Origin of the sequence: Streptomyces pseudovenezuelae (assembly GCF_001513955.1) — a bacterium.
Taxonomy (GTDB): Bacteria; Actinomycetota; Actinomycetes; order Streptomycetales; family Streptomycetaceae; genus Streptomyces; species Streptomyces pseudovenezuelae.
The window spans coordinates 343247-368996 of sequence record NZ_KQ948149.1 but is presented as its reverse complement, the minus strand read 5'-3'; the positions used below and the strand labels follow the sequence as shown (position 1 = coordinate 368996).

The 25750-nt window shown below is 72.5% G+C and carries 24 protein-coding genes and 1 pseudogene; 15 read left to right on the top strand and 10 right to left on the bottom strand.

Going from position 1 to position 25750, the window contains the following annotated elements:
• Window positions 1-20 precede the first annotated feature (20 nt).
• Genes AQI94_RS25910 through AQI94_RS25895 form a run of 4 tightly spaced genes read left to right on the top strand, consistent with a single transcriptional unit; the run spans window position 21 to window position 3995 of the window.
• Window positions 21-2621 (top strand): sensor histidine kinase, encoded by a 2601-nt coding sequence (locus AQI94_RS25910; RefSeq protein WP_062229955.1) that lies wholly within the window; start codon window positions 21-23, stop codon window positions 2619-2621.
• 10 nt (window positions 2622-2631) lie between these two features.
• Window positions 2632-3054, top strand: a complete 423-nt coding sequence (locus AQI94_RS25905) for a roadblock/LC7 domain-containing protein (RefSeq protein WP_030313681.1) — start codon at window positions 2632-2634, stop codon at window positions 3052-3054.
• A 1-nt stretch (window position 3055) separates the two neighbouring features.
• Window positions 3056-3415, top strand: a complete 360-nt coding sequence (locus AQI94_RS25900) for a DUF742 domain-containing protein (RefSeq protein ID WP_031051782.1) — start codon at window positions 3056-3058, stop codon at window positions 3413-3415.
• Window positions 3402-3995: a GTP-binding protein gene (locus tag AQI94_RS25895; protein WP_031051780.1), complete on the top strand. Its 594-nt coding sequence runs from the start codon at window positions 3402-3404 to the stop codon at window positions 3993-3995. Before AQI94_RS25900 ends, AQI94_RS25895 begins: the two co-directional genes overlap by 14 nt.
• Here the strand turns inward: AQI94_RS25895 and AQI94_RS25890 are convergent.
• Window positions 3992-4363, bottom strand: a complete 372-nt coding sequence (locus AQI94_RS25890) for an MlrC C-terminal domain-containing protein (protein WP_031051778.1) — start codon at window positions 4361-4363, stop codon at window positions 3992-3994. The genes AQI94_RS25895 and AQI94_RS25890 overlap by 4 nt on opposite strands.
• A 381-nt stretch (window positions 4364-4744) precedes the next feature.
• Window positions 4745-5710 (bottom strand): ABC transporter substrate-binding protein, encoded by a 966-nt coding sequence (locus AQI94_RS25885; RefSeq protein WP_031051776.1) that lies wholly within the window; start codon window positions 5708-5710, stop codon window positions 4745-4747.
• Window positions 5711-6078: 368 nt separating this feature from the next.
• Here AQI94_RS25885 and AQI94_RS25880 point away from each other — a divergent pair, with 368 nt between their 5' ends.
• The 4 genes from AQI94_RS25880 to AQI94_RS25865 are packed head-to-tail and all read left to right on the top strand — an operon-like array spanning window position 6079 to window position 10237.
• Window positions 6079-8739 carry an ATP-binding protein gene (locus AQI94_RS25880; protein ID WP_062229954.1) on the top strand — a complete coding sequence of 887 codons (2661 nt, stop codon included), beginning with the start codon at window positions 6079-6081 and terminating at the stop codon, window positions 8737-8739.
• Window positions 8736-9212, top strand: coding sequence for a roadblock/LC7 domain-containing protein (locus AQI94_RS25875; RefSeq protein WP_031052307.1), 477 nt, complete (start codon window positions 8736-8738; stop codon window positions 9210-9212). Before AQI94_RS25880 ends, AQI94_RS25875 begins: the two co-directional genes overlap by 4 nt.
• A 19-nt stretch (window positions 9213-9231) precedes the next feature.
• The gene (locus tag AQI94_RS25870; RefSeq protein WP_007385463.1) at window positions 9232-9648 is read left to right on the top strand and encodes a DUF742 domain-containing protein; all 417 of its coding nucleotides are present in this window, start codon (window positions 9232-9234) and stop codon (window positions 9646-9648) included.
• Window positions 9635-10237, top strand: coding sequence for a GTP-binding protein (locus AQI94_RS25865; protein ID WP_031052303.1), 603 nt, complete (start codon window positions 9635-9637; stop codon window positions 10235-10237). Before AQI94_RS25870 ends, AQI94_RS25865 begins: the two co-directional genes overlap by 14 nt.
• Before the next feature lie 60 nt (window positions 10238-10297).
• Here the strand turns inward: AQI94_RS25865 and AQI94_RS25860 are convergent, their stop codons facing one another.
• From AQI94_RS25860 to AQI94_RS25850, 3 genes are read right to left on the bottom strand one after another with little or no spacing between them, the layout of a single operon-like run.
• Complete coding sequence (locus AQI94_RS25860) at window positions 10298-10966, bottom strand: ABC transporter permease (RefSeq protein WP_031052300.1); 669 nt, start codon at window positions 10964-10966, stop codon at window positions 10298-10300.
• The gene (locus tag AQI94_RS25855) at window positions 10963-11652 is read right to left on the bottom strand and encodes an ABC transporter permease (RefSeq protein ID WP_031052299.1); all 690 of its coding nucleotides are present in this window, start codon (window positions 11650-11652) and stop codon (window positions 10963-10965) included. Before AQI94_RS25855 ends, AQI94_RS25860 begins: the two co-directional genes overlap by 4 nt.
• On the bottom strand, window positions 11649-12779 hold the full coding sequence (locus AQI94_RS25850) for an ABC transporter ATP-binding protein (RefSeq protein ID WP_078902849.1): 1131 nt from the start codon (window positions 12777-12779) through the stop codon (window positions 11649-11651). The genes AQI94_RS25855 and AQI94_RS25850 overlap by 4 nt, the downstream gene beginning before the upstream one ends.
• Window positions 12780-13012: 233 nt before the next feature.
• Between AQI94_RS25850 and AQI94_RS25845 the strand changes: the two genes are divergently transcribed.
• On the top strand, window positions 13013-15052 hold the full coding sequence (locus tag AQI94_RS25845; RefSeq protein ID WP_062229953.1) for an ArnT family glycosyltransferase: 2040 nt from the start codon (window positions 13013-13015) through the stop codon (window positions 15050-15052).
• A 62-nt stretch (window positions 15053-15114) separates the two neighbouring features.
• Here the strand turns inward: AQI94_RS25845 and AQI94_RS25840 are convergent, their stop codons facing one another.
• Genes AQI94_RS25840 through AQI94_RS25830 form a run of 3 tightly spaced genes read right to left on the bottom strand, consistent with a single transcriptional unit; the run spans window position 15115 to window position 17900 of the window.
• Window positions 15115-15840 (bottom strand): FAD:protein FMN transferase, encoded by a 726-nt coding sequence (locus tag AQI94_RS25840; protein ID WP_031061417.1) that lies wholly within the window; start codon window positions 15838-15840, stop codon window positions 15115-15117.
• A gap of 10 nt (window positions 15841-15850) precedes the next feature.
• A complete protein-coding gene (locus tag AQI94_RS25835; RefSeq protein WP_031061420.1) occupies window positions 15851-16549 on the bottom strand; it encodes an FMN-binding protein in 699 nt (232 codons plus the stop codon).
• A gap of 10 nt (window positions 16550-16559) precedes the next feature.
• Entirely contained in the window at window positions 16560-17900 is a 1341-nt protein-coding gene (locus AQI94_RS25830) for a ferredoxin reductase family protein (RefSeq protein ID WP_031061423.1), read from the bottom strand.
• Window positions 17901-18065: 165 nt separating this feature from the next.
• Between AQI94_RS25830 and AQI94_RS25825 the strand changes: the two genes are divergently transcribed.
• From AQI94_RS25825 to AQI94_RS25815, 3 genes and pseudogenes are all read left to right on the top strand, one after another.
• A complete protein-coding gene (locus AQI94_RS25825) occupies window positions 18066-18755 on the top strand; it encodes a response regulator transcription factor (RefSeq protein WP_031061426.1) in 690 nt (229 codons plus the stop codon).
• Between the two features lie 38 nt (window positions 18756-18793).
• The gene (locus tag AQI94_RS25820) at window positions 18794-20209 is read left to right on the top strand and encodes a sensor histidine kinase (protein WP_062229952.1); all 1416 of its coding nucleotides are present in this window, start codon (window positions 18794-18796) and stop codon (window positions 20207-20209) included.
• A 52-nt stretch (window positions 20210-20261) separates the two neighbouring features.
• Window positions 20262-21265, top strand: a pseudogene (locus tag AQI94_RS25815) (NAD-dependent epimerase/dehydratase family protein).
• Window positions 21266-21326: 61 nt separating this feature from the next.
• Here AQI94_RS25815 and AQI94_RS25810 read toward each other — a convergent pair.
• Both AQI94_RS25810 and AQI94_RS25805 read right to left on the bottom strand, forming a co-directional pair.
• Window positions 21327-22439, bottom strand: coding sequence for a sensor histidine kinase (locus AQI94_RS25810; protein WP_031061435.1), 1113 nt, complete (start codon window positions 22437-22439; stop codon window positions 21327-21329).
• A complete protein-coding gene (locus tag AQI94_RS25805) occupies window positions 22436-23158 on the bottom strand; it encodes a response regulator transcription factor (protein ID WP_031061438.1) in 723 nt (240 codons plus the stop codon). Before AQI94_RS25805 ends, AQI94_RS25810 begins: the two co-directional genes overlap by 4 nt.
• A 103-nt stretch (window positions 23159-23261) precedes the next feature.
• On the opposite strand from AQI94_RS25805, the gene AQI94_RS25800 reads away from it, so the two are divergent.
• The 3 genes from AQI94_RS25800 to AQI94_RS25790 are packed head-to-tail and all read left to right on the top strand — an operon-like array spanning window position 23262 to window position 25485.
• Complete coding sequence (locus AQI94_RS25800; protein ID WP_062229951.1) at window positions 23262-23966, top strand: glycosyltransferase family 2 protein; 705 nt, start codon at window positions 23262-23264, stop codon at window positions 23964-23966.
• Window positions 23963-24571, top strand: a complete 609-nt coding sequence (locus AQI94_RS25795) for a TIGR04282 family arsenosugar biosynthesis glycosyltransferase (protein ID WP_031051828.1) — start codon at window positions 23963-23965, stop codon at window positions 24569-24571. Before AQI94_RS25800 ends, AQI94_RS25795 begins: the two co-directional genes overlap by 4 nt.
• 17 nt (window positions 24572-24588) lie before the next feature.
• Entirely contained in the window at window positions 24589-25485 is an 897-nt protein-coding gene (locus tag AQI94_RS25790) for a class I SAM-dependent methyltransferase (protein ID WP_404817932.1), read from the top strand.
• The last annotated feature ends 265 nt before the right edge of the window (window positions 25486-25750 follow it).

The following is a 25750-nucleotide window of genomic DNA, read 5'->3' as shown; positions in this document are numbered from 1 at the left end:
CTGACCGCCCAAGGACGACCATGCCCGACCGGAAAGGCGCCCGCCGCCGCCTCGGCTCCATACGTCTCTCCCTCATCATGCTGGCGCTGGTGCCGAGCGTCACGCTCGCCGCGATGTGGGGTGTGACGACCACGCAGTTGTTCTCGGAAGGCCTGCGGCTGCGCTCGCAGACCGAGCTGAGCAGGTCGACCGGCGCGATGGGCACCGAGACCACGCTCGCGCTGCAGGGGGAACGCGCGGTGTCCGCCGCCTGGCTGGCCAAGGTGCCCGGTTCCCGGACCGCCCTGGACGAGAAGCGGGCGGCCACGGACGCGGCGGTCGCCAAGCTCGTGCAGCGGTCCGAGGAGATCCAGCGGGCGCCCGCGCGCATCGCCGACCAGCTGTACTCGGTCCTCGGCTCGGTGGGCAGCCTGGAGTACTACCGCGACCAGGTGGACCACCCCACCGACATCACCGCCGAGCAGGCCCTCGGCCAGTACACGTCGATCATCGACGACCAGGTCCACGCCTTCCAGCAGCTCTCCCAGGTCGACGACGGCGACCTCACCTCGCAGGCCGGGCCGCTCGTCGCCATCGAACACGCGGCGGAGCTGACCTCGCAGGAGGACGTGGCGCTCACCCTGGCCTGGCCGTCCGGGCATCTCGACGAGAAGGCCTGGGAGCACTTCGTCCAGCTGGTCAACACGCGCCGGTGGCTGGTCGAGGACCAGATCGTGCCCGCCCTGAGCGGCGGCGCGAAGACGCAGACGGAGCGGATCCTGGCGAGCGCGGACTGGCGGACCCTCACGGCGGTCGAGGACCGGATCCTCGCCGCGCGGCCGGCCGGTGGCACCGGTCGGGTGGCCCTGCCGGACGCGGGCAAGCAGTGGACGGCCGCGATGGCGAAGGTCTCCGTCAGCTACACCGACCTGATCCGGCAGCAGACCTCGGGACTGCTGACGCGGAGCGCGGACAAGGCGCGCGAACAGTTGGTGACGGCGGGCTCCCTCAGCGCGGGCGGGCTGATCGCGCTGCTGATCTGCCTGGTCATGTCCTGGCGAATCACCCGTTCGCTGTCCCGGCGGCTGCGGGGCCTGCGGGAGGCCACCCTGGGCCTCGCACAGGAACGGCTGCCGGACGTGGTCGCGCGCCTGGAGCGGGGCGAGAAGGTCGATGTGGACCGGGCCGCACCGGAGCTGGACTACGGCTCGGACGAACTGGGGCAGGTGGCCCAGGCGTTCAACACGGCACAGCGGACGGCCGTGGAGACGGCCGTCGAACTCGCCGACACCCGGCGGGGGTTCCAGAAGGTGATCCTAGGGATCGCCCGGCAGAGCCAGAACCTGGTCAACCTCCAGCTCAGCCGGCTGGACACCCTGGAGCGCGAGCACCAGGACCCGGACGTCCTGTCGGGGCTGTACGAACTCGACTCCACGGCCAGCCAGTTGCGGCGGTACGAGGAGAACCTGGTCATCATCAGCGGCGGGCAGCCGCGGCGCAGCTGGACCGAGCCGGTCGCGCTGATCGACATCCTGCGCAGTGCGGTGGGCGAGGTCGCCGAGTACCAGCGGGTGGAGGTGCGCACCGAGGAGGAGGTCTGTGTGGCCCCGCCCGCGGTCGCGGACGTGATCCACCTGCTGGCCGAGCTGATCGAGAACGCCACGCTGTACTCGCCCGCGCCGAGTCCGGTCGGGGTGCGGGCCGGGCTGGTGGCCAAGGGTCTCGCCATCGAGGTCGAGGACCGGGGTCTCGGCATGTCGGAGGACGAGTACGCCGCCTTCAACGCCCACTTGGCCGAGGCCCCCAAGTTCGACGTGGTCGCCCTCGCCGACGATCTGCGGCTCGGCATGTTCGTCGTCGCCCGCCTCGCCACCCGCCACGGCATCCAGGTGACCCTGCGCTCCTCGCCGTACGGCGGAACGACGGCGATCGTGCTGATCCCGCACGAGATCGTCGTGCGGGAGGAGCGGGAGGAGCGGGAGGAGAACGAGCCGGAGGCCCGGGACGGGGGCAAGGCCACCGCGGGGGCGACGGCCGGGAAGGCGGCCTCGGCCACTGCCCGGGCGGGCGCCGGACGCGGAGAGGGGCCGGCAGCGGTCGGGGCCGCGACCGGTACGGACCGTACGGCGGAAGCGGCCGGGTCGGCCGACCCGGCTGACCCGGCTGACGCCCCGAGTCCTGGGGACCGGACGGGCGCAGAGGGTTCCGGGGAGCCGGATGTGCCACCGGGTGCGTCGGACCCGGAGCCGGAGCCGGCGGCCGGAGCGGTACCGGCTCGGGCGGAGTCCCGGCCGCGCCCCGCGGCGAGCGACACCGCCGCTTCCCGCCCCGACGGTCTCACCCCGCTCCCCCGGCGGGTGCCGCAGACCAGTCTCGCCGTCGAACTGCGCGAGGAGGCCCCGGCCACCTGCCCGGAGGAGGACACCGAGGAGTTCACCGCGGACCACGCGGCCTCCTCGCTCGCCGGATTCCAGCGCGGCACGCTCCGCGCCCGGGACGAGGACGGCCTCCTCGACACCCCTCGGGACGCGCTCGCGGGGCCCGCCCCCGAGGACGTGACCACCGCCGACACCAACGGCCGGCCCGGCGCCGTGGAGGCCCCGTCCGTCGCCGCCCGTACTCCCGACCCCGATCGCTCGTGAAGGACACGCCATGACACGCCCCACCCCCGCCACGCACACCCAGCTGGACCAGCTGCTCACCGGACTCGTGGAGCGGGTCGCCGACGTGACGCAGGCTGTCGTGCTCTCGGAGGACGGGCTGGTCGTCAGCAAGTCCACCGGGTTCCTGCGCGACGACGCCGAGCGGCTGGCGGCGACCGCGTCCGGTCTGATGAGCCTGAGCAAGGGCGTCAGCATGGACTTCCGGGGCGGCCCGGTGCGCCAGGCGCTCATCGAGATGGCCAACAGCTTCCTGATCCTCACCTCCGCGGGACCCGGCGCCCACCTCGTCGTCCTCACCGGGCCGAACGCCGATGTCGGAGTGGTGGCGTACCAGATGAACATGCTGGTGAAGAAGATCGGCGAGCACCTCAGCGCGGCACCACGGGCCGGCATCGGCCCCACCGGCGGGTGAGGTGACCGACAGTGACGCGTCGGGCCGGCTGGTACGTCCGTTCGCCCTGACCGGCGGACGGACCCGGCCCAGCCGCGCCGACTTCACCCTCATCACGACGGTGACCGCGGTGGACCCGCCGCCGGAAGGCGCCCCGCGACCGCAGGCCGAGCAGACCCGCATCCTGCGCAGGTGCGCTCGCCCGGTCGCCGTGGCGGAGCTGGCCGCGCTGCTGGACCTCCCGGTCAGCGTGGTCGTGATCATGCTGTGCGACCTCCTGGAGGAGGGTCTGATCACCGCGCGCCCGCCGCGCCCCGTCCTGCCCCGCTCCCCGGACCTGGACCTGTTGCAGAAAGTGAGGGAAGGCCTTGGCCGGCTCTGACGCACTCGCCACCGGGACAGCCGGTGTCCCCGCCGCACCCGACACCGTCAAGATCCTCATCGCCGGGGGCTTCGGTGTCGGCAAGACCACCATGGTCGGGTCGGTCAGCGAGATCACTCCGCTGCGCACGGAGGAACCCCTCACCGTCGCCGGTCTGGGCGTCGACGATCTCGCGGGGATCGAGGAGAAGCGGGCCACCACCGTGGCCATGGACTTCGGCCGGATCACCATCAGCGACGAACTCGTGCTCTACCTCTTCGGCACCCCGGGCCAGCAGCGGTTCTGGTTCATGTGGAACGACCTGGCCGTCGGGGCCCTCGGCGCGGTCGTCCTCATCGACGTGCGCCGCCCGGAGTCGAGCTTCGCGGCCGTGGACTTCTTCGAGCGGCGGCACATCCCCTTCGTCGTCGCCGTGAACGGCTTCGACGGCCGGCACCCGTACCCGGCCGAGGACATCAGGGAGTCCCTCGCCCTCCCGCCGGACGTCCCGGTGGTGCTGTGCGACGCACGGCGACGCGAGTCCTCCCGGGACGTGCTGATCGCCCTTCTGGACCTGCTGATCGCCGCCGCGGTCGACTAGGTCGACTCCCCCTCGGTCATCCCCCGGTCGAAGCGGACCATCGGCCGTCGAACGCGGCGGTGCCGTAGGCGCGGCAGATCCTGATCGGCGCCGCCCGGCGTGCGGGCCATCTGCCGGCCGGCCGCCCTCGCGAACGGCCCGGGCTCCGGACACCCGATCTCGACGAGGACGAGGCCCGTCTCGCGCGGCGCCAACTCCGTTTCGGCGAAGTCGTGTTCAGAGCGGTACGACTCCCTGAGCCGGGCCAGGACCACGTACCCGCTCCCCACCCGCGACACCGCCCCGCTCACCGCGCGCTCGCCACCGTGCCGGATCGCGTGCACCACACCGGTCAGCGTCATCGAGCCCGCGTGCCGGCCGTCGGCCACGGCACCCGACCGCTGACGGTGGCGCGGTGACGTGGGCCGCGCCCAGCCCCTCCTCGGACCCTCGGTCCTGCGGGCGCTGACCGCCGCCGCCGATCAGCAGGCATCCGGTGCATGCACCGCACCGGTCAGCGTCAGCGAGCCCGCGTGCCGGCCGTCGGCCACGGCACCCGACCGCTGACAGTGACGCGGTGACGTGGGCCGCGCCCAGACCGTTCGCGGACTCTCGGTCTGCGGGGCCCGGCCGCCGCCGAACCGCCGGTCAGCGGGCATCCGGTACGAGTGCTCCGCTCGCGGCTCGGCGTGGACGGTGTCGGTGGGAGCCGCGGCCCGGGCGGAATTCGGACGGTGACCTGCCCGGGCCGTGCTCCGCGACCGCGACCGTCAGCCGAGGCCGTTCGACTTCAGCCAGGCCTTCGCCACGTCCAGCGGGTCCCCGTTCTCCAGCTGGACCTGGGAGTCCATGGCGAGGAGCGCCTTCGTGTCCAGCTTGGCCGAGACCGCGTTCAGGGCGGCCACGCCCTCCTGGCTGAGGCCGGACTTGTAGACCAGCGGGGTCACGTTAGCGAAGCCGAAGAGGTTCTTCGGGTCCTGGAGGACGACGAACTTCTCCTTGACGATGGTCGGGTCGGTCGTGAAGATGTCCGCGGCCTGCACGGTGTTCTTCTTCAGCGCCGCCTGGGTCAGCGGGCCGCCCGCGTCGAGGGCCTTGAAGGACTTGAACTTCAGGCCGTACTGGGACTCCAGGCCGAGCAGGCCCTGCTGCCGGGTCTGGAACTCCGGCGAGCCGCCGATGACCAGGTCAGGGGCGATGTCCTTGAGGTCGGCGAGGGTGGACTCGGAGGTCAGGTTGTACTTCTTCGCGGTGTCCGCGTTGACGGTGACCGAGTCCTTGTCCTCCGCGGGCGCCGAGTCCAGCAGCGTCAGCTTGGAGTCGAGCTTCGCCTTGACGGCCGTGTCCACGCCCTCCGCGGACTCCTGCTTCGCGTCCTTGTCCAGGTAGGCCAGCAGCGAGCCGTTGTACTCGGGCAGGACGGTGATGGAGCCGTTCTTCAGCAGGCCGTAGGTGGTCTCGCGGCTGCCGATGTTGGGCTTGTAGGTGACCTTGATGCCCTTGGCCTTGAGGGCCTCGCCGTAGATGTCGGCGAGCAGGATGCTCTCGGCGAAGTTGTTCGAGCCGACGACGACGGTGTCACCGCCGGCGGCGCCCCCCGTGTCCTCGCTCAGCGGGTCGGAGCCGTCGTCGGAGGACCCGCATCCCGCCAGCAGGACCGTGGCGGCGGCGAGCGCGACGGCGGCCACGCCGGGGTTCTTCCTGATGGACCTGCGGTGTGCGGCGGTAGAAGTCACGATTCCCGTTCCGGAACTCGGTGGATGCAAGGTGGTCCAGGGCGTCGGAGAAGGGAAGCCCTTGCACTGATCCAATCCAGCCTGTTCTCACTCAGTCAAGACCCGCCTGGTCACAATTGACGACACCCGGTGATCGGTTGTGAAGGAAACGCGAAACCGGCACGCGGGGTACGACTCGGGTTGTAACGGATTCTTGACTCAGGGCGGCAACAAGCGCTGTCCGAAGAGGCTGTAGTCTCGCCGCAGTTGGCGCCGGTCACACAGGCGTGCAGGAGCCACTCAGGTGTCCCTACGCACCGTCCCGTAGCGATCCGAATCGGTCAGGTCCGCTCTTCCGCGCCGACCGAGACACCCACGAAGGAGGGCTGGTGTCCACGAACGAGGTGGACGTGTCCACCCGGTCGGCACCGCCGCCGGACCGGAACGGCGGACGCGGCAACCGGGGCCTGCGGGACTTCGCCGAGCGCTGGCCCTTCCGACGCAAGCTGAACATCCTGGTGGGTGTGCCGCTGGCGGTGGTCGCCGCGCTGCTGGCCTATCTCTTCGCCGACCAGGTCGGCCAGTCCCAGGACGCCTCGGACGCGGCCCAGCTGGTGCGGGACAGCGCCCAGGTGGCCAAGCTGGTGGGGCAGTTGGAGGCCGAGCACCAGCAGGCCGTCCTGCTCTCGGTGCGCCACCAGTCCAGCTGGGACGGCGCCATCCCCTCGCGGTCCGCCTACCGCGAGGCCCAGATCCGCGTGAACAACCAGGTCGAGAAGGTCCACGCGATCTTCGGCGACCGGCTGCCCGAGGAGGAGGCCCAGGCCCTTCGCGAGGTCGAGGGCCTGGATGAACTGCGCGCGACCATCGAGAAGTCCTACCTGCCGGCCGACAACATCGACCCGGCCTACAGCGACGCCGCCAAGGGCCTGATCGACGGCCTCGGGCTCGACCGCGACCCGGCCCTCGCCGCTACCTTCACCGGCAACCTGCTCGACTCGCTGCTGCGCGCCGACGCCGCGCACGGCTCCTTCGAGACCGGTGTCTTCTCCGCGACGACCGGCGACTCCAACGCCCTCATCGAGCTGATCGGCGCGATCGGCTCCTACGACGAGTACACCCACCAGGTGGAACGATTCGGCCGGTTCGCCACCGCGGGGCAGGCCGAGGAACTCGGCGACATCGAGCACAACACCGCCCAGGCTACGATCGCCCGGCAGTACGCCGAGCTCCAGATCGACCCCGGCGCGCTCCAGGCGGAGACCCCGGCCGAGATCAAGAAGGCCTTCCAGACGGCGCTCGACTCCTACCCGGACTACCGCTCGCAGGCCCGGACCCGGCTGAACACCACCACCTCGCTCATCGACCAGATCGCCGACCGCGCCGACACCGCCTCCCGGGACGCGCGCTCGAACGCGGCCTGGCTGCTGGGCTCGGCCCTGCTCGGCTTCGTGCTCTGGCTCGCCTTCTCGGTCGCCGTCCGGCGTTCGGTGGTGCGGCCGGTGCAGGCGCTCACCGGTGCCGCCAAGCAGGTCGCCGAGGTGGCGGGCCGTGAGCTGGCCCGGGTGGCCGACGACGACACCGAGGACACCGGGACACCGCGGCTGCAGGAGATGCCGGTCACCGCGAAGGACGAGATCGGCGATCTCGCCGACGTGTTCAACCAGGTGCAGACCACCGCGGTCGCGCTTCTCGAACGCCAGGTGCTCAGCCGCCGCAACGTCGCCGAGATGTTCGGCAACGTGGGCCGCCGGGTCAGCAACCTGACCACCCGCCAGCTGGCCCTGATCGACGCGGTCGAGCGCGGCGAGACCGACCCGGCGCTGCTGGAACGCCTCTACAGCATCGACCACATCGCGGTCCGCCTGCGCCGCAACGCCGACAGCCTGATGCTGCTCGCCGGCATCCGCGAGACGGTCCTCGACTCCGGGCCGCTCGCCCTCACCAACGTGGTCCGCGCGGCGCTCGGCCAGATCGAGGGGTTCCAGCGGGTGTCCCTGCAGGCCGGCACCGAGGTCATGGTCGAGCCGGACATCATCGGCGACCTCACCCTGATGGTGGCCGAACTCGTCGAGAACGCCGTGTCGTTCTCGCCCGCCGGCAGCCCCGTCGAGGTGATCGTCAAGGACAGCCACGAGGGCGCGCTCGTCGTGATCTCCGACCACGGTCTCGGCATGAGCCCCGAGCGCCTGGAGGAGGAGAACGCCCGCCTTATCCGCCGCGAACGCCTCGACCTCGTCCCGACGAAGGTGCTCGGTCTGTTCGTGGTCGGCACCCTGGCCCGCCGCTGGGAGGTGAGCGTGGTCCTCTCCCGCACACCGGGCGGCGGCGTGACGGCCGAGGTGACCATCCCCTCCGCCCTGCTGCTGACGATGAGCCCGATGGCGCTCGCCACCGGCGGTCCGACGGCGGCCGAAGCGCTGCCGGAAGCGGCGGCGGCTCCTCGTACGGCCGCACACACCGTCCCGGCCACCGGCGCGGGCACGCCCCCGGCCCCGGAACCCGCCCGGGCGACAGGCCCTTCGGGTCCTACGGCCGTACGGCCCGACTCCGGCCAGGAGGAACCCGCGGGCCCGACGCCCCGGGGTACCGCTGACCCGGAGCCCGGCGTCACGGGCACCGCCGACGCCGGCGATCCGGCCCCCCTCCCCCGCCGGGTCCCGCACCGCGACCCGGCCCCCACCGCCCCGGACCCCGAACCCTCCTCTCCCGCAGCCCCGTTCATCCCGAAGGCCCGCACCGGCGAGGTGCCCGGGGACGGTGACGCAGACGACGGCCCGCGTCCCCTGCGCCGCCGGGTCCGCGGCGCCACGCTGCGCACCACCGTCGGTGCCGACCCGGTGCAGAAGACCGCTCCGCTCCAGCCCGCCGACGCGGAGGCCGTACGGGACGCGCTCGACGAGTTCGAGGCGGCCGTGGAGCGCGCCCACCGGGAGAGCGAGACCGGCAGCCACGCCAGACCCGTACTGAGCCGCGACGTGGAAACCCACCAGACCGCATCCAACCCCCCGCACGAACAGAACCACTCCCCGGAAGGAGCGGAGCAGTGAGCACGTCCACAGGTGACACGCCTACGGAAGGCACCACGCCCGCCGACCTGCAGGCCGCCGCAGCCGACTTCACCTGGCTGCTGAACCGTTTCGCGACGGAGACCGCGGGCGTCGTCGACGCCATCGCCGTGTCCTCGGACGGGCTGCTCATCGCCGTGTCGGAGCTGCGCGAGCACGCGGACTCCGAACGCCTCGCCGCGATCGTCTCCGGCATCACGAGCCTGGCCGCCGGAGCCTCCGGCAACTACGGGCTCGGCGGCCTCAACAAGGTCATCATCGACCTGGAGGGCGGCCATGTCCTGGTCTCCGCGATCGGCAGCGGCGCCGTGCTCGGCGTCGTCACCGACAAGGAGGCCAAGCTCGGCAACATCGCGTACGAGATGACGCTGTTCGCGAACCGTGCCGGCAGCGCGCTCAGCCCCCAACTCGTACTCGAACTGAAGAACAGCGTCGGCACCGCGTCGAAGCGCTGACCGAGGAGGAAGCGCAGTCATGGCGGACGGCAGCACGCCTCCGGACCCGGAGCCGGGCGGTCCCGTGCCCGCCGTACGGCCGTTCCTCGTCACCGCCGGCCGGGTGGCACCCGATCCGTCCGGCCGGACGATGCCCGTCGAGACCCAGGTGGTGGCCACCGCCGAGGGACTCGCCGTGCTCGACCGGCTCGCCTTCGAACAGCACGACATCGTCGCCGCGTGCCGGATCCCGCAGTCCATCGCGGAGATCGCGGCCCGGCTGCGGCTGCACCTGAACGTGGTGCGGATCCTCGCCGAGGACCTGCGCACGGCGGGGCAGCTGACGGTGCACGTGCCCGACACCGGCGTCACCCACGACGCGTCCGTCCTGCGCAGGCTCATCGACGGCCTGCGCGCCATCCCCGACTCCCGAGGGGTACTCCGTGACACCGACTGAACCGGCCACCCGGCCCTCGGCCGCGCCCTCCGCCGCCGTACGACCGCCGCTGCCGGTCAAAATGGTGATCGCGGGCGGTTTCGGGGTGGGCAAGACCACCGCGGTCGGCTCGATCTCCGAGATCGAGCCGCTGACCACCGAGGCCGCCATCACCGAGGTCGCCGCCGGGGTGGACGACCTCAGCCACACCCCGCGCAAGACCACGACCACGGTCGCGATGGACTTCGGCTGCATCACCGTCGACCCGACCCTGAAGCTGTACCTGTTCGGCACGCCGGGCCAGGAGCGCTTCGGCTTCATGTGGGACGACATCGTCGAGGGCGCGCTCGGCGGCCTGGTCATCGTGGACACCCGCCGCCTCGACGACTGCTACGCCGCGGTCGACTACTTCGAGCACAAGCAGATCCCGTTCGCCGTCGCCGTCAACGCCTTCGACGGCAGGGTCCAGCACACCCTGGACGAGGTCCGCTGGGCCCTGGACGTCAACGACCGGGTCCCGGTGATCGTCTTCGACGCGCGGGAGCGGGGTTCGGTGCGCGACGCGCTGCTGGTCGTCCTGGAACAGGCCCTGGCGCGTACCGAGGGGTGACCGCAGCGCGACCGGCCACGAGGGTGCCGCGGCCGCCGTACGACGGACCGCGGCATCCCGTCAGGCGCTTCTGCGCACCCCGCGGGAGACGGTGAGCCGGGTGATCCCCCAGAACAGGCCGAGGGTGACCAGCGCCAGCGCGGCGACCAGCGTCGCGCCGCCCACGACCTTCTCGTAGTTGCGCTGGTAGAGCCCGTCCACGATGTACCGCCCGAGCCCGCCCAGGGAGACGTACGCGGCGATCGTGGCCGTCGAGACGATCTGGATGGCCGCCGAGCGCAGCCCGCCGAGGATCAGCGGCAGGGCGACCGGGAGCTCGACCCGGAACAGCACCTCCACCTCGTGCATGCCCATCCCGCGGGCCGCGTCCACCGGGGCGGGGTCCACCGACCGCATCGCCTCGTAGCTGGTGACCAGGATCGGCGGCACGGCGAGCACGACCAGCGGGATCATCACGTTGATCAGCCCGAACCCGAGCGACAGGGTCATCAGCACCAGCAGACCGAAGGTGGGCACGGCCCGCCCGGCCACGGCGATGAAGGCCAGCGCGTTGCCGCCCCGCCCGAAGTGCCCGGTGACGAGGCCGACCGGCAGTCCGATCGCCGCGGCGATCGCGAGCGCCTCCAGGGTGTACTGGACGTGCTCCGCCAGCCTCGTGGGAATGCCGTCGTAGCCCTGCCAGTGCGCGCTGTCGCTGAAGAAGGCGTTGATGAAGTTGAGGACGTTCACCGGGCGGCGACCTCCGGTTCGGGCCGCGGCGCGCGCCGCGCACGTGCGCCGCTCGGCATCCACGGCGTCAGAAGCAGGCGTACGGCGACCAGCAGCCCGTCGGCGAGGATCGCGAGGACGGCCATGGTCACCACGGCGTTCACGGCGAGTTCGGGCCGGTTGTAGATGTTGGCGTCGTTGATGAGGTTGCCGAGCGCGCCCTGGTTGCCGATGAGCGCGCCGACGCTGACGAGGGAGATGCTCGACACGGTCGCCACCCGCAGCCCGGCGATGATGGCGGGCACGGCGATCGGCAACTGGACCTGGACGTACCGGCGTACGGGTCCGAAGCCCATCGCCGTCGCGGCCGCGAGGGTCTCCTGCGGCACCGAACGGACGCCGTCGACGATCGCCGGGACCAGGATGACGAGCGTGTAGACGGTGAGCGGGATCATCACCGTGAGTTCGGTCTGGCCGGTGTAGTCGATGAGGACCACGAAGAAGGCCAGCGACGGGATCGCGTACAGCACGGTCGTCACCCACAGCACGGGCGGGTACAGCCACCGGAAGCGCACGCACAGCTGGGACAGCGGCAGGGCGACCAGCAGCCCGGCCAGGACCGGCAGCAGGGCTTCCCTGAGGTGCAGTCCGATCAGCCCGAGCCAGCTGTGCTGGAGGTCGCTCGGGATGTCGAAGAAGCCGTTCACCGGGCGGCCTCTGCGTCCGTGCGGCCCTTCGCGTGCGCTCCGCGGATCGCCTCGCCGATGGTCTGCTGGGAGACCACCCCGGTCACCCGCCCCTCGGCGTCGACGCCGACGGCCCACCCGGTGGGCGAGAGCACGGCGCAGTCCAGGGCGGCGCGCAGCGAGTCGGTACCGGCGACGAAGGGCCGCCCGTACGGCAGCAGCCGGGCCGGGTCGACACCGCCCGCGGTGAGGTCCCCCGGCTCGCTCCAGCCCAGGGGCCTGCCGTCCATGTCCGTGACGAGGAGGTAGGGAGCCTCGGCCGTGGCGCGGGCGGCGATCTGCTCCGCGGTGGCGTCGACGGCGACGACCGGCGTGGTGAGCAGCCGGAGTCCCGCGGAGGGGAAGAAGGAGAGCCGCCGGATGCCCCGGTCGGTGCCGAGAAAGTCCTCGACGAACGCGTCGGCCGGGTTCGACAGGAGTTCGGCGGGCGGCGCGTACTGGGCGAGCTTGCCGCCGGTGCGCATCACGGCGACCATCGTGCCGATCTTGACGGCCTCGTCGATGTCATGGGTGACGAAGACGATGGTCTTGCCCAACTCGTCCTGGATGCGCAGGAGTTCGTCCTGCAGTCCCTTGCGGACGATGGGGTCGACGGCGGAGAACGGCTCGTCCATCAGCAGCACCGGCGGATCGGCGGCGAGCGCCCGCGCCACCCCGACGCGCTGCTGCTGGCCGCCGGACAGCTGGTAGGGGTACCGCTTGGCGAGCGAGCCGTCGAGCCCGACCCGCTCCATCAGCTCCCGGGCCCGCGCCCGCGCCTTCTCCTTGCCCCAGCCCAGCATCCGGGGCACGGTCGCGATGTTGTCGACGATCGTGCGGTGCTGGAAGAGGCCGGCGTTCTGGATGACGTACCCCATGGACCGGCGCAGCGTGTTGACCGGCTGCTGCCGGCTGTCCTTGCCGTCGATCAGGATGGTCCCCTCGCTGGGCTCGACCATCCGGTTGATCATGCGCAGAGTCGTGGTCTTGCCGCAGCCCGAGGGGCCGACGAGCACCGTGATCGACCGGTCGGGGATCTCCAACGAGAGTCGGTCGACCGCCACCGTGCCGTCCGGGTACCGCTTGGTGACTGAATCTATCCGTATCAAAGCGCCGAATACCCTTCGGGTCTGCCAGAAGTTGTCCGCATTCGGCCGGTCCAGCAGGCCGTCCGGCAGAGTCTAGACCGGTTGTGTGACGTCACCGTGGCCGGTCCCGGGCCGCTGTGGGCTTCCTGTGAGTCCCCTGATTCTCATCCTTCGTTCAGTGCAGCCACAGGGTTCGCCCAGGACCGGGCCCGAGGGTCGGGGCAACCACCGCTCGGAGACCTGGAGTGCCTGCCATGACGACCCTCGCCCCACCGCCCGCGCCGACCGCCCAGGACGGCGGGCACCGGGCCGCGCCGCCCGCCGCGGGCAGCCGGCTGCGCAGACTGTTCACCGGTGCCCCGGAGGACCCGCGCTGGGCCCGCCCCGCGCTCTGGGCGATCCTGGTGCTGGCCACGGCGCTGTACGCCTGGAACCTGTCGTCCGTCACCGGCAACACCTTCTACGACGCGGCCGTCTACTCCGGCACCAGGAGCTGGAAGGCGTTCTTCTTCGGCGCCCTGGACTCCGGCAGCTTCATCACGGTCGACAAGCCGCCCTTCGCCCTGTGGGTGATGGGCCTGTCCGCCCGGGCCTTCGGTTACGGCACCTGGCAGTTGATGCTGCCGATGGTCGCGGCCGGCACCGGCTCGGTGGCCCTGCTGTACCGCGTGGTCAAGCGGGACTTCGGCGCCGTCGCGGCCACGATCGCGGGGCTCGCGCTCACCCTCACGCCCATCACCGTCGCCATCACCCGGGACACCAATCCCGACCCGGTCCTGGTCTTCCTGATGCTGCTCGGCGCGGCCGCGCTGATGAAGGCCGTGCGCACCGGACGCCTCATGCCGCTGGTGTGGTCCGGGGTCGCGATCGGCTTCGCGTTCAACACCAAGATGATGCAGGCGTACGTCGTCCTGCCGGTCTTCTTCCTCGTCTACCTCTGGGCCACGCGGCTCGGCCTGGGCAGGCGGATCCGCAACCTCGCCGTGGGCACCGTCGCGCTGGTCGTCTCCAGCGCCTGGTGGATGGTGGTCGTCGATCTCGTCCCCGCCTCCTCCCGGCCGTACATCGGCGGCTCCACGGACAACACCGTGTGGGACCTGGTCATCGGGTACAACGGCTTCGGCCGGATCTTCGGGGCGAGTTCCTCGGTCGGGTCGCAGGGCAACGGCGCGAGCTTCGGCGGCGAGGCGGGCCTGTACCGGCTGTTCAACAGCATCATGGGCGGCCAGATCTCCTGGCTGATCCCCTTCGCCCTCGTCGCGCTGATCGGCGGCCTGGTGCTGCGCGGCCGGGCGCCGCGCACGGACCCGAAGCGGGCGGCGCTGCTGCTGTGGGGCGGCTGGTTCGTCCTGCACTACCTGACCTTCGCCCTCGCCGAGGGCACCTTCCACCCCTACTACGTCACGGCGATGGCGCCGGGCGTGGCGGCCCTGGCCGGCATCGGCGGGGTGATGCTGTACCGCGCCTTCCGGGAGGGCTCGTTCGCCCGGTGGGGCTGGGTGCTGCCGGGCGCGATCGCGGTCAGCGCGGTGTGGGCGGTGGTCCTGCTCCAGCGGGTCTCCGGCTCCGGGACGCCGTACACGGTGGCCGAGGTCGTGGCCGGGGTCGCGGGTGCGGTCGCGGTGACCGGGCTGCTGCTCGGCCGGTTCACCGGACGGCAGCGGCTGACCGGCATCGCGGCCCTCGCGGCGGTCGTCGCCCTGCTCGCGGGTCCCGCCGCGTACTCGGCGTCGGCGGCTTCCTCCAGCACCAACGGCACGAACCCGACGGCCGGTCCGAGCACGGGCGGGATGGGCGGGGGCGGCATGGGCGGTCAGCGACCGAGCGGCAGCGGTGGCCCGAGCGGCGGTACCAGCGGTGCCACCGGCTCCGGCACCTCCGGCGCCCCGTCCCAGGGACAGCCCCCGACCGGTACGGGAAGCACCGGTAAGGGAAGCACCGGTACGGGTGGCACCGGCACCCAGGTCTCCTCCGCGATGGTCTCGTACCTGAAGAAGAACCAGGACGGTGCCACCTGGCTGGTCGCGGTCGCCACCGACCAGACCGCCTCCTCGCTCATCCTGGAGTCCGGTCAGCCGGTGATCTCCATGGGCGGCTGGTCCGGCTCCGACGACGCGATGACCCTCGCCAAGCTCAAGAGCCTGGTGAAGTCCGGCAAGCTGCACTACATCGTCGTCAGCAGCGAGGGCGGCCAGTCCACGAACTCCGAGATCTCCACCTGGGTCAAGAAGAACGGCACCGCGGTGAGCGCCTACAGCGGCCTGTACCGCCTGGACGCCTCCGACGTCGGCTGACCGACACGGACAGCGGGCGGCCGCCGGTGGGTTCACCGGCGGCCCGCCCTCGTGGTGTCCGTTCAGGCGGCCGCGGGAAAGCCCGGCGTACGCAGCACCCGCCGCCCGGCGTCCACCGCGAACACCTCGCAGCCCTCCAGGGAGGCCGCCCAGTCGACGCCCTCGGGGCCCATCGCGAAGGCCGCCGTGGCGACCGAGTCGGCCTCGGTGAGGGTGGGGGCCACGACGGTGAGGCTGAGGAGGCCCGTCGCCGCGTCTCCGGTGCGGCCGTCGACGATGTGGTCGCCCCGCTCGTAGCGCGCGGAGGTCGCGACCGCCCCGCCGTCGAGCGAGAGGACCGTGCAGAGCTTGTCGGCGTGTTCCGGATGCCGTACGCCCACCCGCCAGGGGCCGCCCGCGGCGACCACGTCACCTCCGGCGTTGAGGACGAACCGGGTCGCGCCCGCCGCGGCCAACAGCTCCGCCGCCCGCTGCACCGACCAGCCCTTGACCACCGCGCAGGGGTCGAGACGGCGGCCGGGCAGCCGTACGTCGAAGGCGCCGCCGGTGGCGATCCGGTAGTGCTCGCACAGGTCGAGGATCTCGCGCAGGTCCGCGCTCAGGTCGGCGGCGGACAGCTCGCCCCGGTCGTACCGCGAGACCTCGCTGTCCTCCTTGAAGGGGCTGAACCGGGCGTCGACCTCGCGCAGCCAGGCGAACACCGCGTCCGCCGCGGACTCGGGGACGTGCTCGTCGTCGACCCGGAGCGAGACCGGGAACCCCATGACGTGTTCGACGCGGTGCAGCATGCCCGGTGCCTCAGCCCTTCGCGTCGATCGCGGCCTGGAGGGACTCCTTGTAGCCCTCACTGGTGATGGTCGCACCGGACACCGTGTCGATGTCCGCGCTCTGCGCCTGCAGCGTCTCCGCGACGAGCTTCGGCACGGCCGCGGTGGTCTGCGGGTGGTTCGGCTGCTGGAGCATCCGCACGGCGCCGATCTTGTCGCCCTCGAAGGTCACCTGGACCTGGACGGTGCCCTTCTCCGTGTCGACCGCCGTGCCGTCGACGGTCCGGGAGGCCGAAGCGGCGGAGGCAGAGGCGGCGGGAGACGAGGACGCCGTCTTCGCGTTGTCGTCGATCGCGGCCTGGAGGGACTTCTTGTAGGCCTCGCTGGTGATCGTGGCACCGGAGACGGTGTCGATGTCCGCGCTCTGCGCCTGCAGCGTCTCCGCGACGAGCTTCGGCACGGCGGCCTCGGTCTGCGGGTGGTCGGGCTGCTGGAGCATCTTCACGGCGGTGATCTTCGTGCCGGCGAAGGTCACCTGGAGCTGTACAGGGCCCTTCTCCGTGTCGATCGTCGTGGTCGTGACCACGTGCGTACCGGACGTCCCGGAGGAGGACGTCGACGGCGCGGGCGTCGTGGCCTGGTCGGTGGAGGTGCCGCTCGACGGCTGGTAGAGCCACACGGGGACCAGGCCCGCGATGCTCAGGACGACGACGGGTATGGCTCGTTTCACGGTCTGTTCCTCATCCCGCCAGGCTGAAGCGTTCGAAGTGGATCTGCGGCTTGGGCACGTCCAGCTCGCGCAGGCTGCCCAGGACCGCGTTCATCATCGGGGGCGGTCCGCACAGGAAGACGTCCCGCTCGGCGATGTCGGGCACCAGCCGCGCCAGCTCGCCGGCCGCGAGTTTGTCGGGCACCGGCGGGCCGGTGACCAGGTGGAGTTCGGCGCCCTTGGCGAGCGCGAGGTCGCGCAGCTCGTCGTAGAGGACGGCGTCCCGGTCGGAGCCGACCCGGTAGATGACGACGGCGTGGCCCTGCACCTCCTCCAGGAGGGCCCGGATGGGGGTGACGCCGACACCTCCGGCGATCAGGACGGACTCGGGGCGGGTGCGGTGCAGGGCGGTGAAGGCGCCGTAGGGGCCCTCGGCGAAGACGCGGGTGCCGACCTTGACGTGCCGCAGGGCGGCGCTGCCCTCGCCGGCGGCCTTGGCCGTCAGGCGCAGGGTCCGGCCGTCGGGGGCGGCGGAGAGGGAGAAGGGGTTGGCCTGCCACCAGCGGTCGGCGGTCAGGAAGCGCCACAGGAAGAACTGGCCCGCACGGGCGGGGAGTTGGTCGAGGTCCTTGCCGCTGATGTAGATCGAGACGACGTTGTCGCTCTCGGGGACGACGGCGGTGACGCGGAACTGGTGGCGCCAGTTGCGCCACAGCGGGAGCACCGCGCGGCCCAGGACGACCGAGCCGAGGGCCACGCCCCAGACGACGTACCAGTAGGCGGTGGCGACGGAGGAGGAGGCGAAGGTGGTGCCGACGGCGACCTGGTGGGTGAAGGCGAGCACCACGGCGACGTAGGTGTACAGGTGGATGAAGTGCCAGGTCTCGTAGGCGAGCCGGCGCCGGGCGTAGCGGGCGGAGACCGCGCCGACCACGAGGATCAGGCAGAACGCGACGACCGCGCGCAACACACCCTCGGTGGTCTCGGCGAGGTCGACGATCTCACCGATCGGGCCGGTGTCGGTGCCCTCGGCGTAGCCGAAGCTGATGAAGACGACGTGCGCGAGGAGCGTCCACAGGATGCCGAAGCCGGTCCAGCGGTGCCAGGAGGTCAGCCGGTCCATGCCGATGCGGCGGTCGAGCCAGGGCAGCCGGGCCACCAGGACCAGCTGGAAGGCCATGATGAGCGCGGCGTACAGGCCGGTGAGGCGGCCGAGCACGATGAGCGCGTTGGAGGCGAAGCCGGCCTGGGCGAAGAAGAAGGCGACCACGGCCGCGTTGGCGGCCAGCACGGCGTAGAGCCCGGTGCGGGCCACCACCCGGGGGCGTTTGATCGCCGTGGGGGGCGCGGGGGGCGATTGGACGGTCGTCACGGGTCGTAGCTCCTTGGTCGGGGCCTCTGGATAACCGAGTGGACAACCGAGCTTGTCCGGCGGGAGCTGTCGATCAGCTGTCGTACAACTTTCAAGAGCTTATCGATCTGCTCACGGGCGCCACCCCGCTCTGGCTTTCCGGCCGCTGTGAAGCACTATGAGCGGGTGGAAAAAGTACGACTCCTCGTCGTGGACGACGACCCGCCGATCGCCGATCTCGTGGCGACGGTCGCCCGCTACGAGGGCTGGGAGGCGGTCACCGCCAACTCCGGTGAGGAGGCGCTCAGCCGCGCCGCCGAGTTCCGTCCCGACATCGTGGTGCTCGATCTGATGCTGCCCGACCTCGACGGCTTCGGTGTCCTGGACCGGTTGCGGCGCTCGGGCACGATGGTGCCCGTGGTGTTCCTCACGGCGCGGGACGCGGTCGCCGACCGGGTGGCGGGGCTGACCCGGGGCGGCGACGACTACCTGGTCAAGCCGTTCGCGGTGGAGGAGCTGATGGCCCGGCTGCGGACCGTGCTGCGGCGCAGCGCCGGGCCCGGCTTCCAGCGCTCGGTGCTGCGGGTCGCGGACCTCACGATGGACGAGGACACCCGCGAGGTGCGCCGCGGCGACAAACTGCTCACGCTCACCCCGACCGAGTACGAGGTGCTCCGGTACCTGATGCGCAAGTCGCCGACCGTGCTCACCAAGGCGCAGATCCTCGACCATGTGTGGGAGTACGGCTTCGGCGGGCGCTCCAACGTCGTCGAGCTGGTCGTCAGCCGGCTGCGCCGCAAGCTGGACGACGCGGGTGAACCGCTGATCCACACCGTGCGGGGCTTCGGGTACGTCATCCGGCAGGCCGCCGAGTGAGGTCCCTCCCCGGCCGGGTGCGGTCGGCGTACCGGAGGATGCGGCTGGGGACCCGGCTGGCGCTGGGGCTCGGGGCGCTCGCCCTGGTGGTGTTCGCGGTCGTGGGCACCGCGCTGACGACGTACATGCGGGACTATCTGTCGGCCCAGCTCAACGAGCAGCTGTCGCTCGCCCAGGTCGCCCAGTCGAAGAGCATCGCCGAGTCCGGCACCCTCGCGGGCAAGAAGTACTGGGCCTGGTACTACGCCGTGTACGACGTCAAGGACGGCACCCCGCGGCTGCGCAGGCCGGAGGACCCCTCCGACCTGCCGGAGGACGTCGAGGAGTTCACCGGCGTCGCGAAGGCGCAGACCGTCGCGCACACCGAGGTCCTGGCCACCGAGCACCTGAAGGGCCAGGGCGAGTACCGGCTGCGCGCCTGCGAGGTCGAGCCCGGGGTGGTCCTGGTCAGCGCGGCTCCGATGGCCGACATCGACGCCACGGTACGGCGGTTGATCACGGTCCAGGTCGTCGCCTTCGGGCTCGCCCTGCTGGCGCTCGTGGTGGTCGGCCGCAAGCTGCTGCGCCGGGGCATGAAGCCGCTGAGCGACATGGCGCACACCGCGCACGGCATCGCCCTGCACGACCTGACCGAGTCGGCGTCCCGGCTGCCGCTGCGCGCCGACAAGCGGGGCGGCGGGCCGGAGGTCGAGGAGCTGCGGACGGCGTTCAACACCATGCTGGAGCACATCGACGACTCGCTCGCGGTCCGCGCGGCGGCCGAGCAGCGGCTGCGCCGGTTCGTCGCGGACGCCTCGCACGAGCTGCGCACGCCCCTGATGTCGGTGCGGGGCTACGCGGACCTCTTCCAGTACGCCGCCGCCAACGCCCCCGAGGAGCGCGACAAGCACCTGGCCCGGCTGCGCGCCGAGGCCGCCCGCATGGGCTTCCTGCTGGACGACCTGCTGCTGCTCGCCCGCCTGGACGCGGCGGAGGTGGAGACCCCGCTCAGGCCCGTCGAGGTGGATCTGGTGGAGCTGGTGGAGCACGCGGCCGACGCCTTCCGCGCGAGCCACCCGGACCATCCGCTGTCCTTCGAGGAGGGCCCGCAGGCACTGAAGCTGCGCCTCGACCCGCAGCGGGTGCGCCAGGTCGTCGACAACCTCCTCACCAACGCGGCCGTGCACACCCCGGCCGGCACGGCGGTGTCGGTCGGCGTGCGGGTGCGGGACGGGCACGCCCAGGTGCGGATCGCGGACGCCGGGCCCGGTGTCCCGGCCGCCGACCAGGAGCGGGTCTTCGACCGCTTCTACCGCGTCGACAAGGCCCGCAGCCGGGACCGGGGCGGCAGCGGCCTCGGCCTCGCGGTGGCGAGCTCCCTGGTGCGGGCGCACGGCGGCACGATCGAGCTGGCCAGCGTGCCCGGCTCGACGGTGTTCACGGTGTCGCTGCCGCTGAGTCTTACGAAGCCGTGACGTGCGGGCGCGGCCCGGCCTTCCGGGCGCGTCACGGCCCTAGCGTGAGGGCATGCGCGTACTGGTCACCGGCGGTGCCGGTTTCATCGGGTCCCAGATCGTCGAGGCGCTCGCGGCACACGGCCACGAGCCCCTCCTGTACGACGTCCGGTCCGACCCGGCGTCCGACGTGCGGGACCCCGACGCCGTCCGCCGCGCCCTGAGCGGCGTGGACGCGGTGTGCCATCAGGCGGCCATGGTCGGCCTGGGCGTGGACTTCGCCGACGCCCCGCGGTACGTCTCCCACAACGACACGGGTACGGCGGTCCTGCTGGCCGCCATGGCCGAGCTGGGGGTACGGCGGCTGGTGCTCGCCGGGTCGATGGTCGTGTACGGCGAGGGCCGCTACGCCTGCCCCCGGCACGGGACCGTGCGGCCGGGTCCACGGGCCGTCGCCGATCTGGACGCGGGGCGCTTCGAGCCGCCGTGCCCGCGGTGCGGCGCGGACCTCTCCCCGGATCTGGTCGGCGAGGACGCCCCGGTCGACCCGCGGAACGTGTACGCGACGACCAAGCTCGCCCAGGAGCATCTGGCGGCGTCCTGGGCCCGGGCCACGGGCGGTACGGCGGTGGCCCTGCGCTACCACAACGTGTACGGGCCGGGCATGCCCCGCGACACCCCGTACGCCGGCGTCGCCTCCTTCTTCCGGTCCGCGCTCGCCCGCGGTGCGGCCCCGCGCGTCTTCGAGGACGGCGGTCAGCGCGCCGGGACTTCGTGCATGTGCGGGATGTGGCCGCGGCCAACGTGGCCGCGCTGGAGGCGGGTTCGCGGGACGGCGCGCTCACGTCGTACAACACCGGTAGCGGCGAGCCGCACACCGTGGGCGAGATGGCCCGCGCGCTCGCGGAGGCGTACGGCGGTCCCGAGCCCGTGGTCACCGGGGAGTACCGCCTCGGCGACGTCCGGCACATCACGGCGGACTCGGCGCGGCTGCGGGCGGAGCTGGGGTGGAAGGCGGAGGTCGGATTCGCCGAGGGAATGCGGGAGTTCGCGGGCGCGGGGATGCGGGACGCGTAGCCGCGGTGGACCGGTGGTGCCGCCCGTGAAAGAAAGCGGCCGCGGGCGGCACCACCATTGCTCAGGAAGCCGCCGACGGCAGCACCACCTCGAAGCGACAGCCGCCCGGGACATTGCGTACGGTGGCCCGGCCCGCGTGGGCCTCGACGATGCCCCGGACGATCGCGAGGCCGAGTCCCGCCCCGGCAGGTGGTGTGCGGGCGTGGGTGCCGCGCCAGCCGGTGTCGAAGACACGCGGCAGATCCTCCTCGGGGATGCCGCCGCAGCCGTCCGTGACGGACACGACGACCCCCTCCGCGCGGTGCTCGGCGGCCACCGCGACCGTGCCGTCGGCGGGAGTGCGGCGGATGGCGTTGACGAGCAGGTTGCCGAGCACTCGGCTCATCTCCTTGCCGTCCACCTCCACCGGCACGGCCGCCACCCGGTCGCCGACGAGCCGTACACCGTGCGCGCGGGCCAGCGGGTCGGCACCCGCGAGCGCGTCCGAGACGAGGTCGTACAGGGAGATCCGGCTCGGGCTCAGCGCCAGCGCCCCCGCGTGGATGCGGGAGAGTTCGAAGAGGTCGCCGACCATGTCGTTGAGGCGTTCGACCTCGGTGCGGATCTGCCGCAGATAGCGGGCGGGGTCGGCGGCGACGCCGTCCTCCAGGGCCTCGGACATGGCGCGCAGGCCGGCGAGCGGGGTGCGCAGGTCGTGGGAGATCCAGGCGACGAGTTCGCGCCGGGAGGACTCCAGGGCGCGCTCCCGCTCCCTGGACTCGGCGAGTTTGGCACTGGTGAGTTCCAACTCGCGGCTGAGGTCGGTGAGTTCGGCGGTCGTGGGGCCGCCGGGCGAGGTGAAGTCGCCGCCGTCGCCGAAGGAGCGGGCGGCGAGCGCGAGGGCCCGGCTGCGGGCGGTGACCCAGCGGCCGAGCAGCAGGGCGGTGGCCAGCGAGACCACGGCGGCCATCAGGACGACGGTGGTGACGACCCTCAGGTCGTGTCCGGACAGGAACATGGCCTGGGCGACCGCGAGGGTGCCGGCCAGCATCGCGGTGACGCCGACGGCGGCCACCACGGTGAGGTGCAGGGAGAGCGAGCGGCTGCGGATCAGCAGCAGCACCCAGGCGCCGAGGAGCCCGGCGGCGACGGCACCGAGGAAGGCGTAGAGGGCGATGAGGAGCATGTCGCTCATGACCGGGCCTCGCTCTCCGCGGCGTCTTCGAAGCGGTATCCGACGCCCCACACGGTCTGGATGAGCCGCGGGCGCGCCGGGTCGTCCTCGACCTTTCCGCGCAGCCGGCGGACGTGGACGGTGACCGTGGACAGGTCGCCGAAGTCCCACCCCCACACCTCCCGCATCAGGTCCTCGCGGCCGAAGACCCGGCCGGGATGCCGCAGGAAGAACGCGAGGAGGTCGAACTCGCGGATGGTGAGGGCGAGTTCGGTGCCGTTCTTCACGGCGCGGCGGGCCTGTGGATCGAGGCTCAGCCCCGCCGCGCGGAGGGCGCCGGACTGCTGGGCGGGCCGCGCGCGGCGCAGCACGGACTCGACGCGCAGCACCAGTTCGCGGGGGCTGAAGGGCTTGGTGACGTAGTCGTCGGCGCCGACCTCCAGGCCCAGGATCCGGTCGTCCTCGTCGCCGCGGGCGGTGAGCATGATGACCGGCACCGGCCCGCGCCCCCGCATCCGGCGGCACACCTCCAGGCCGTCCATGCCGGGCAGCATCAGGTCGAGGACGACGAGGTCGGGGCGGTGCGCGGCGGCGCGGTCGAGCGCCTCGGGTCCGTCGGCGGCCCGGTCCACGAGGTATCCGGCCCGGTCGAGGTAGCCGGAGACCACCTCGGCGACGGTGGGGTCGTCGTCGACGACGAGCACCCGGGGCCGGGTCTGTGCGTACTGCTGCTGCTCCATGCCGCCAGCCTCGCACCGCGCGCGCGAATGTGCCGCAGGCGGCCGCCGACGTCCTTGTTTCGTAAGGAGCCGTAGCCCGGTTTGTCCGGTTCATGTTCGTAGGGTGAATCTCGTGACGACCCCCTCAGTGAACGAACCCGCGGCGTCCGTGGACGTCGTGCTGCCCTGTCTGGACGAGGCCGGGGCCCTGCCGTGGGTGCTGGAACGCATCCCGCCGGGCTGGCGCGCGCTTGTCGTCGACAACGGCTCCACGGACGGCTCCGCCAGCATCGCCCACGCCCTCGGCGCGACCGTCGTCCGCGAGGAGCGGCGCGGCTTCGGCGCCGCCTGCCATGCGGGGCTGACCGCGGCCACGGCCGACATCGTGTGCTTCTGCGACTGCGACGCCTCCCTGGACCCTTCGGACCTGGTGCCGTTCGTGGCCGAGGTGCTGGCCGGTCAGGCGGACCTCGTGCTCGGCCGGCGCCGCCCGCAGGCCCGTGGCGCCTGGCCGCCGCACGCCAGGGCGGGCAACCTCGCGCTCGCCCGGCTGCTGCGCCGCCGCACCGGTCTGCGGCTGCGGGACCTGGGCCCGCTGCGGGCAGCCCGGCGCGAACCGCTGCTCGCCCTCGGCCTGACGGACCGGCGCAGCGGCTATCCCCTGCAGATGGTGGTGCGGGCGGCCGACGCGGGCTGGCGGATCACCGAGCACGACGTGCCGTACCACCCGCGCACCGGCGCCTCCAAGGTGACGGGCACCTGGCGGGGCACCTGGCAGGCGGTGCGGGACATGAGTCAGGTCCTGAACGAGACGGGGGTGCGCGCGTGACCACGCTGCTCGTCATCGCCAAGGAGCCGCGGCCGGGGCGGGTCAAGACCCGGCTCACCCCGCCGTTCACGCCCGAACAGGCGGCCGCGCTGGCCGAGGCGTCCCTCGCGGACACCCTCGACGTCGTGGCCCGCACCCCGGCCCGGCGCCGGGTGCTGGTCCTGGAGGGCACGCCGGGCCCCTGGATGCCGCCGGGTTTCGAGGTCGTACGGCAGTGCGCGGGCGGCCTCGACGAACGGCTGGCCGCGGCCTTCGCGGGCTGCGAAGGACCGGCCCTGCTCATCGGCATGGACACGCCCCAGGTGACTCCTGAGCTGCTCACGGTGGACTTCGCCGACTGCGACGCGTACTTCGGGCCGGCCGAGGACGGCGGCTTCTGGGCCCTGGGACTTGCCGAACCCGACCCGGCCCGGCTGCGCGGGGTCCCCATGTCGACGCCCCGCACCGGCGCGGCCCAGCGGGCCCGGCTGAGCGGGCTGCGGGTGCGGGAACTGCCGCCGCTGCGGGACGTGGACACGGCGTTCGACGCGGAACTGGTCGCACGGGCGGCGCCGGACGGACGGTTCGCGGCGCAGCTGACCCGGCTCGCCGGGGTGTCGCGGTGAGGGGGCCACAGGCCGGCGTGGCGACACGGCCCGCCGCGGACACGGCACCCGTACGGCCCGACGCAGCGGACGCGGAACCGGTCACGGCGGCGGCATCGTCGGCGCCTGGTACCCTTCCCGGTCCCCGGCCGGCACTGCCGGGCGTCGATGTCCGGCCGTACGACATTCCCTCCGGTGACGACGGCACCTGGTCCGCCGACCCCTATGCGCGGGCCCTGCGCACCGGCCGCGGGCCGCTCTTCCTGCGCCGCTCCGACGGCTGGCTGCTCCCGCTCGAACTGGAGCGCTGGTGCGCCGCCGCGGATGCCGCGGACCTGGAGGTGCTGCGGCGCTGCGAGGGTGCGGTGCTGGACGTCGGCTGCGGTCCGGGGCGGCTCGTCGCCGCGCTCGGGGCCCGTGGCCGGCGGGTGCTCGGCATCGACGTGAGCGAGGCGGCGGTGGAACGGACCATCGCGCTCGGCGGGCAGGCCCTGCGGCGGTCCGTCTTCGAGTCCCTTCCCGGCGAGGGCCGTTGGGGCACCGCGCTGCTGATCGACGGCAACGTCGGCATCGGCGGCGACCCGCGGGCCCTGCTCGACCGGACCGCCCAACTCCTGCGGCCGGGGGGCCTGTTGATGGCCGAGACGGTCACCGACCCGGAGCTCGACGAGCGGGTCCAGGTGCATGTCACCGACGCCCGGGGCGCGGCCGGCGACCCGTTCCCCTGGGCCCGGCTCGGCACCCCCGCCCTGCTGCGGCACGCCGCCCGCTCCGGCTGGGTGTCCGTGGATCAGTGGACGGCGGGCGGCCGTTGCTTCGTCGCCCTGCGCCGCCGGACGACGAAGACCACCGCCGAACCGCCGAAGAGCACGGCCGTCACCAGCAGCCAGCGGGCCAGGAAGCCGTCCGGGGACAGGCCGGTCGCCCGGGCGTAACGGTCCGCGACCTGCCCGCTGATCAGCGGGAACCACACCAGCAGGAGCAGCAGGGAGAAGGCGGCGGGGACCCGCACGTACAGGACGTGCCGCCCCGCCGTCTTCACCAGCGCCCGGTCCGCCGCCGCGTACAGCGGCAGCAGTACCAGGTCGTGCAGGACGGCCGCCCCGACGAACCACAGCGCGACCCCGAACCAGTCCCCTGCCAGCAGCCGCACCCCCGCATATCCCGCGAGGGCGAACGAGCAGACGAGCAGGAGCAGTT

Coding starts and splice junctions, on each gene's coding strand:
- AQI94_RS25910 (WP_062229955.1), top strand. CDS start 21: ATGCCCGACCGGAAAGGCGCCCGCCGCCGCCTCGGCTCCATACGTCTC.
- AQI94_RS25905 (WP_030313681.1), top strand. CDS start 2,632: ATGACACGCCCCACCCCCGCCACGCACACCCAGCTGGACCAGCTGCTC.
- AQI94_RS25870 (WP_007385463.1), top strand. CDS start 9,232: ATGGCGGACGGCAGCACGCCTCCGGACCCGGAGCCGGGCGGTCCCGTG.
- AQI94_RS25845 (WP_062229953.1), top strand. CDS start 13,013: ATGACGACCCTCGCCCCACCGCCCGCGCCGACCGCCCAGGACGGCGGG.
- AQI94_RS25840 (WP_031061417.1), bottom strand. CDS start 15,840: ATGCTGCACCGCGTCGAACACGTCATGGGGTTCCCGGTCTCGCTCCGG.
- AQI94_RS25820 (WP_062229952.1), top strand. CDS start 18,794: ATGCGGCTGGGGACCCGGCTGGCGCTGGGGCTCGGGGCGCTCGCCCTG.
- AQI94_RS25810 (WP_031061435.1), bottom strand. CDS start 22,439: ATGAGCGACATGCTCCTCATCGCCCTCTACGCCTTCCTCGGTGCCGTC.
- AQI94_RS25805 (WP_031061438.1), bottom strand. CDS start 23,158: ATGGAGCAGCAGCAGTACGCACAGACCCGGCCCCGGGTGCTCGTCGTC.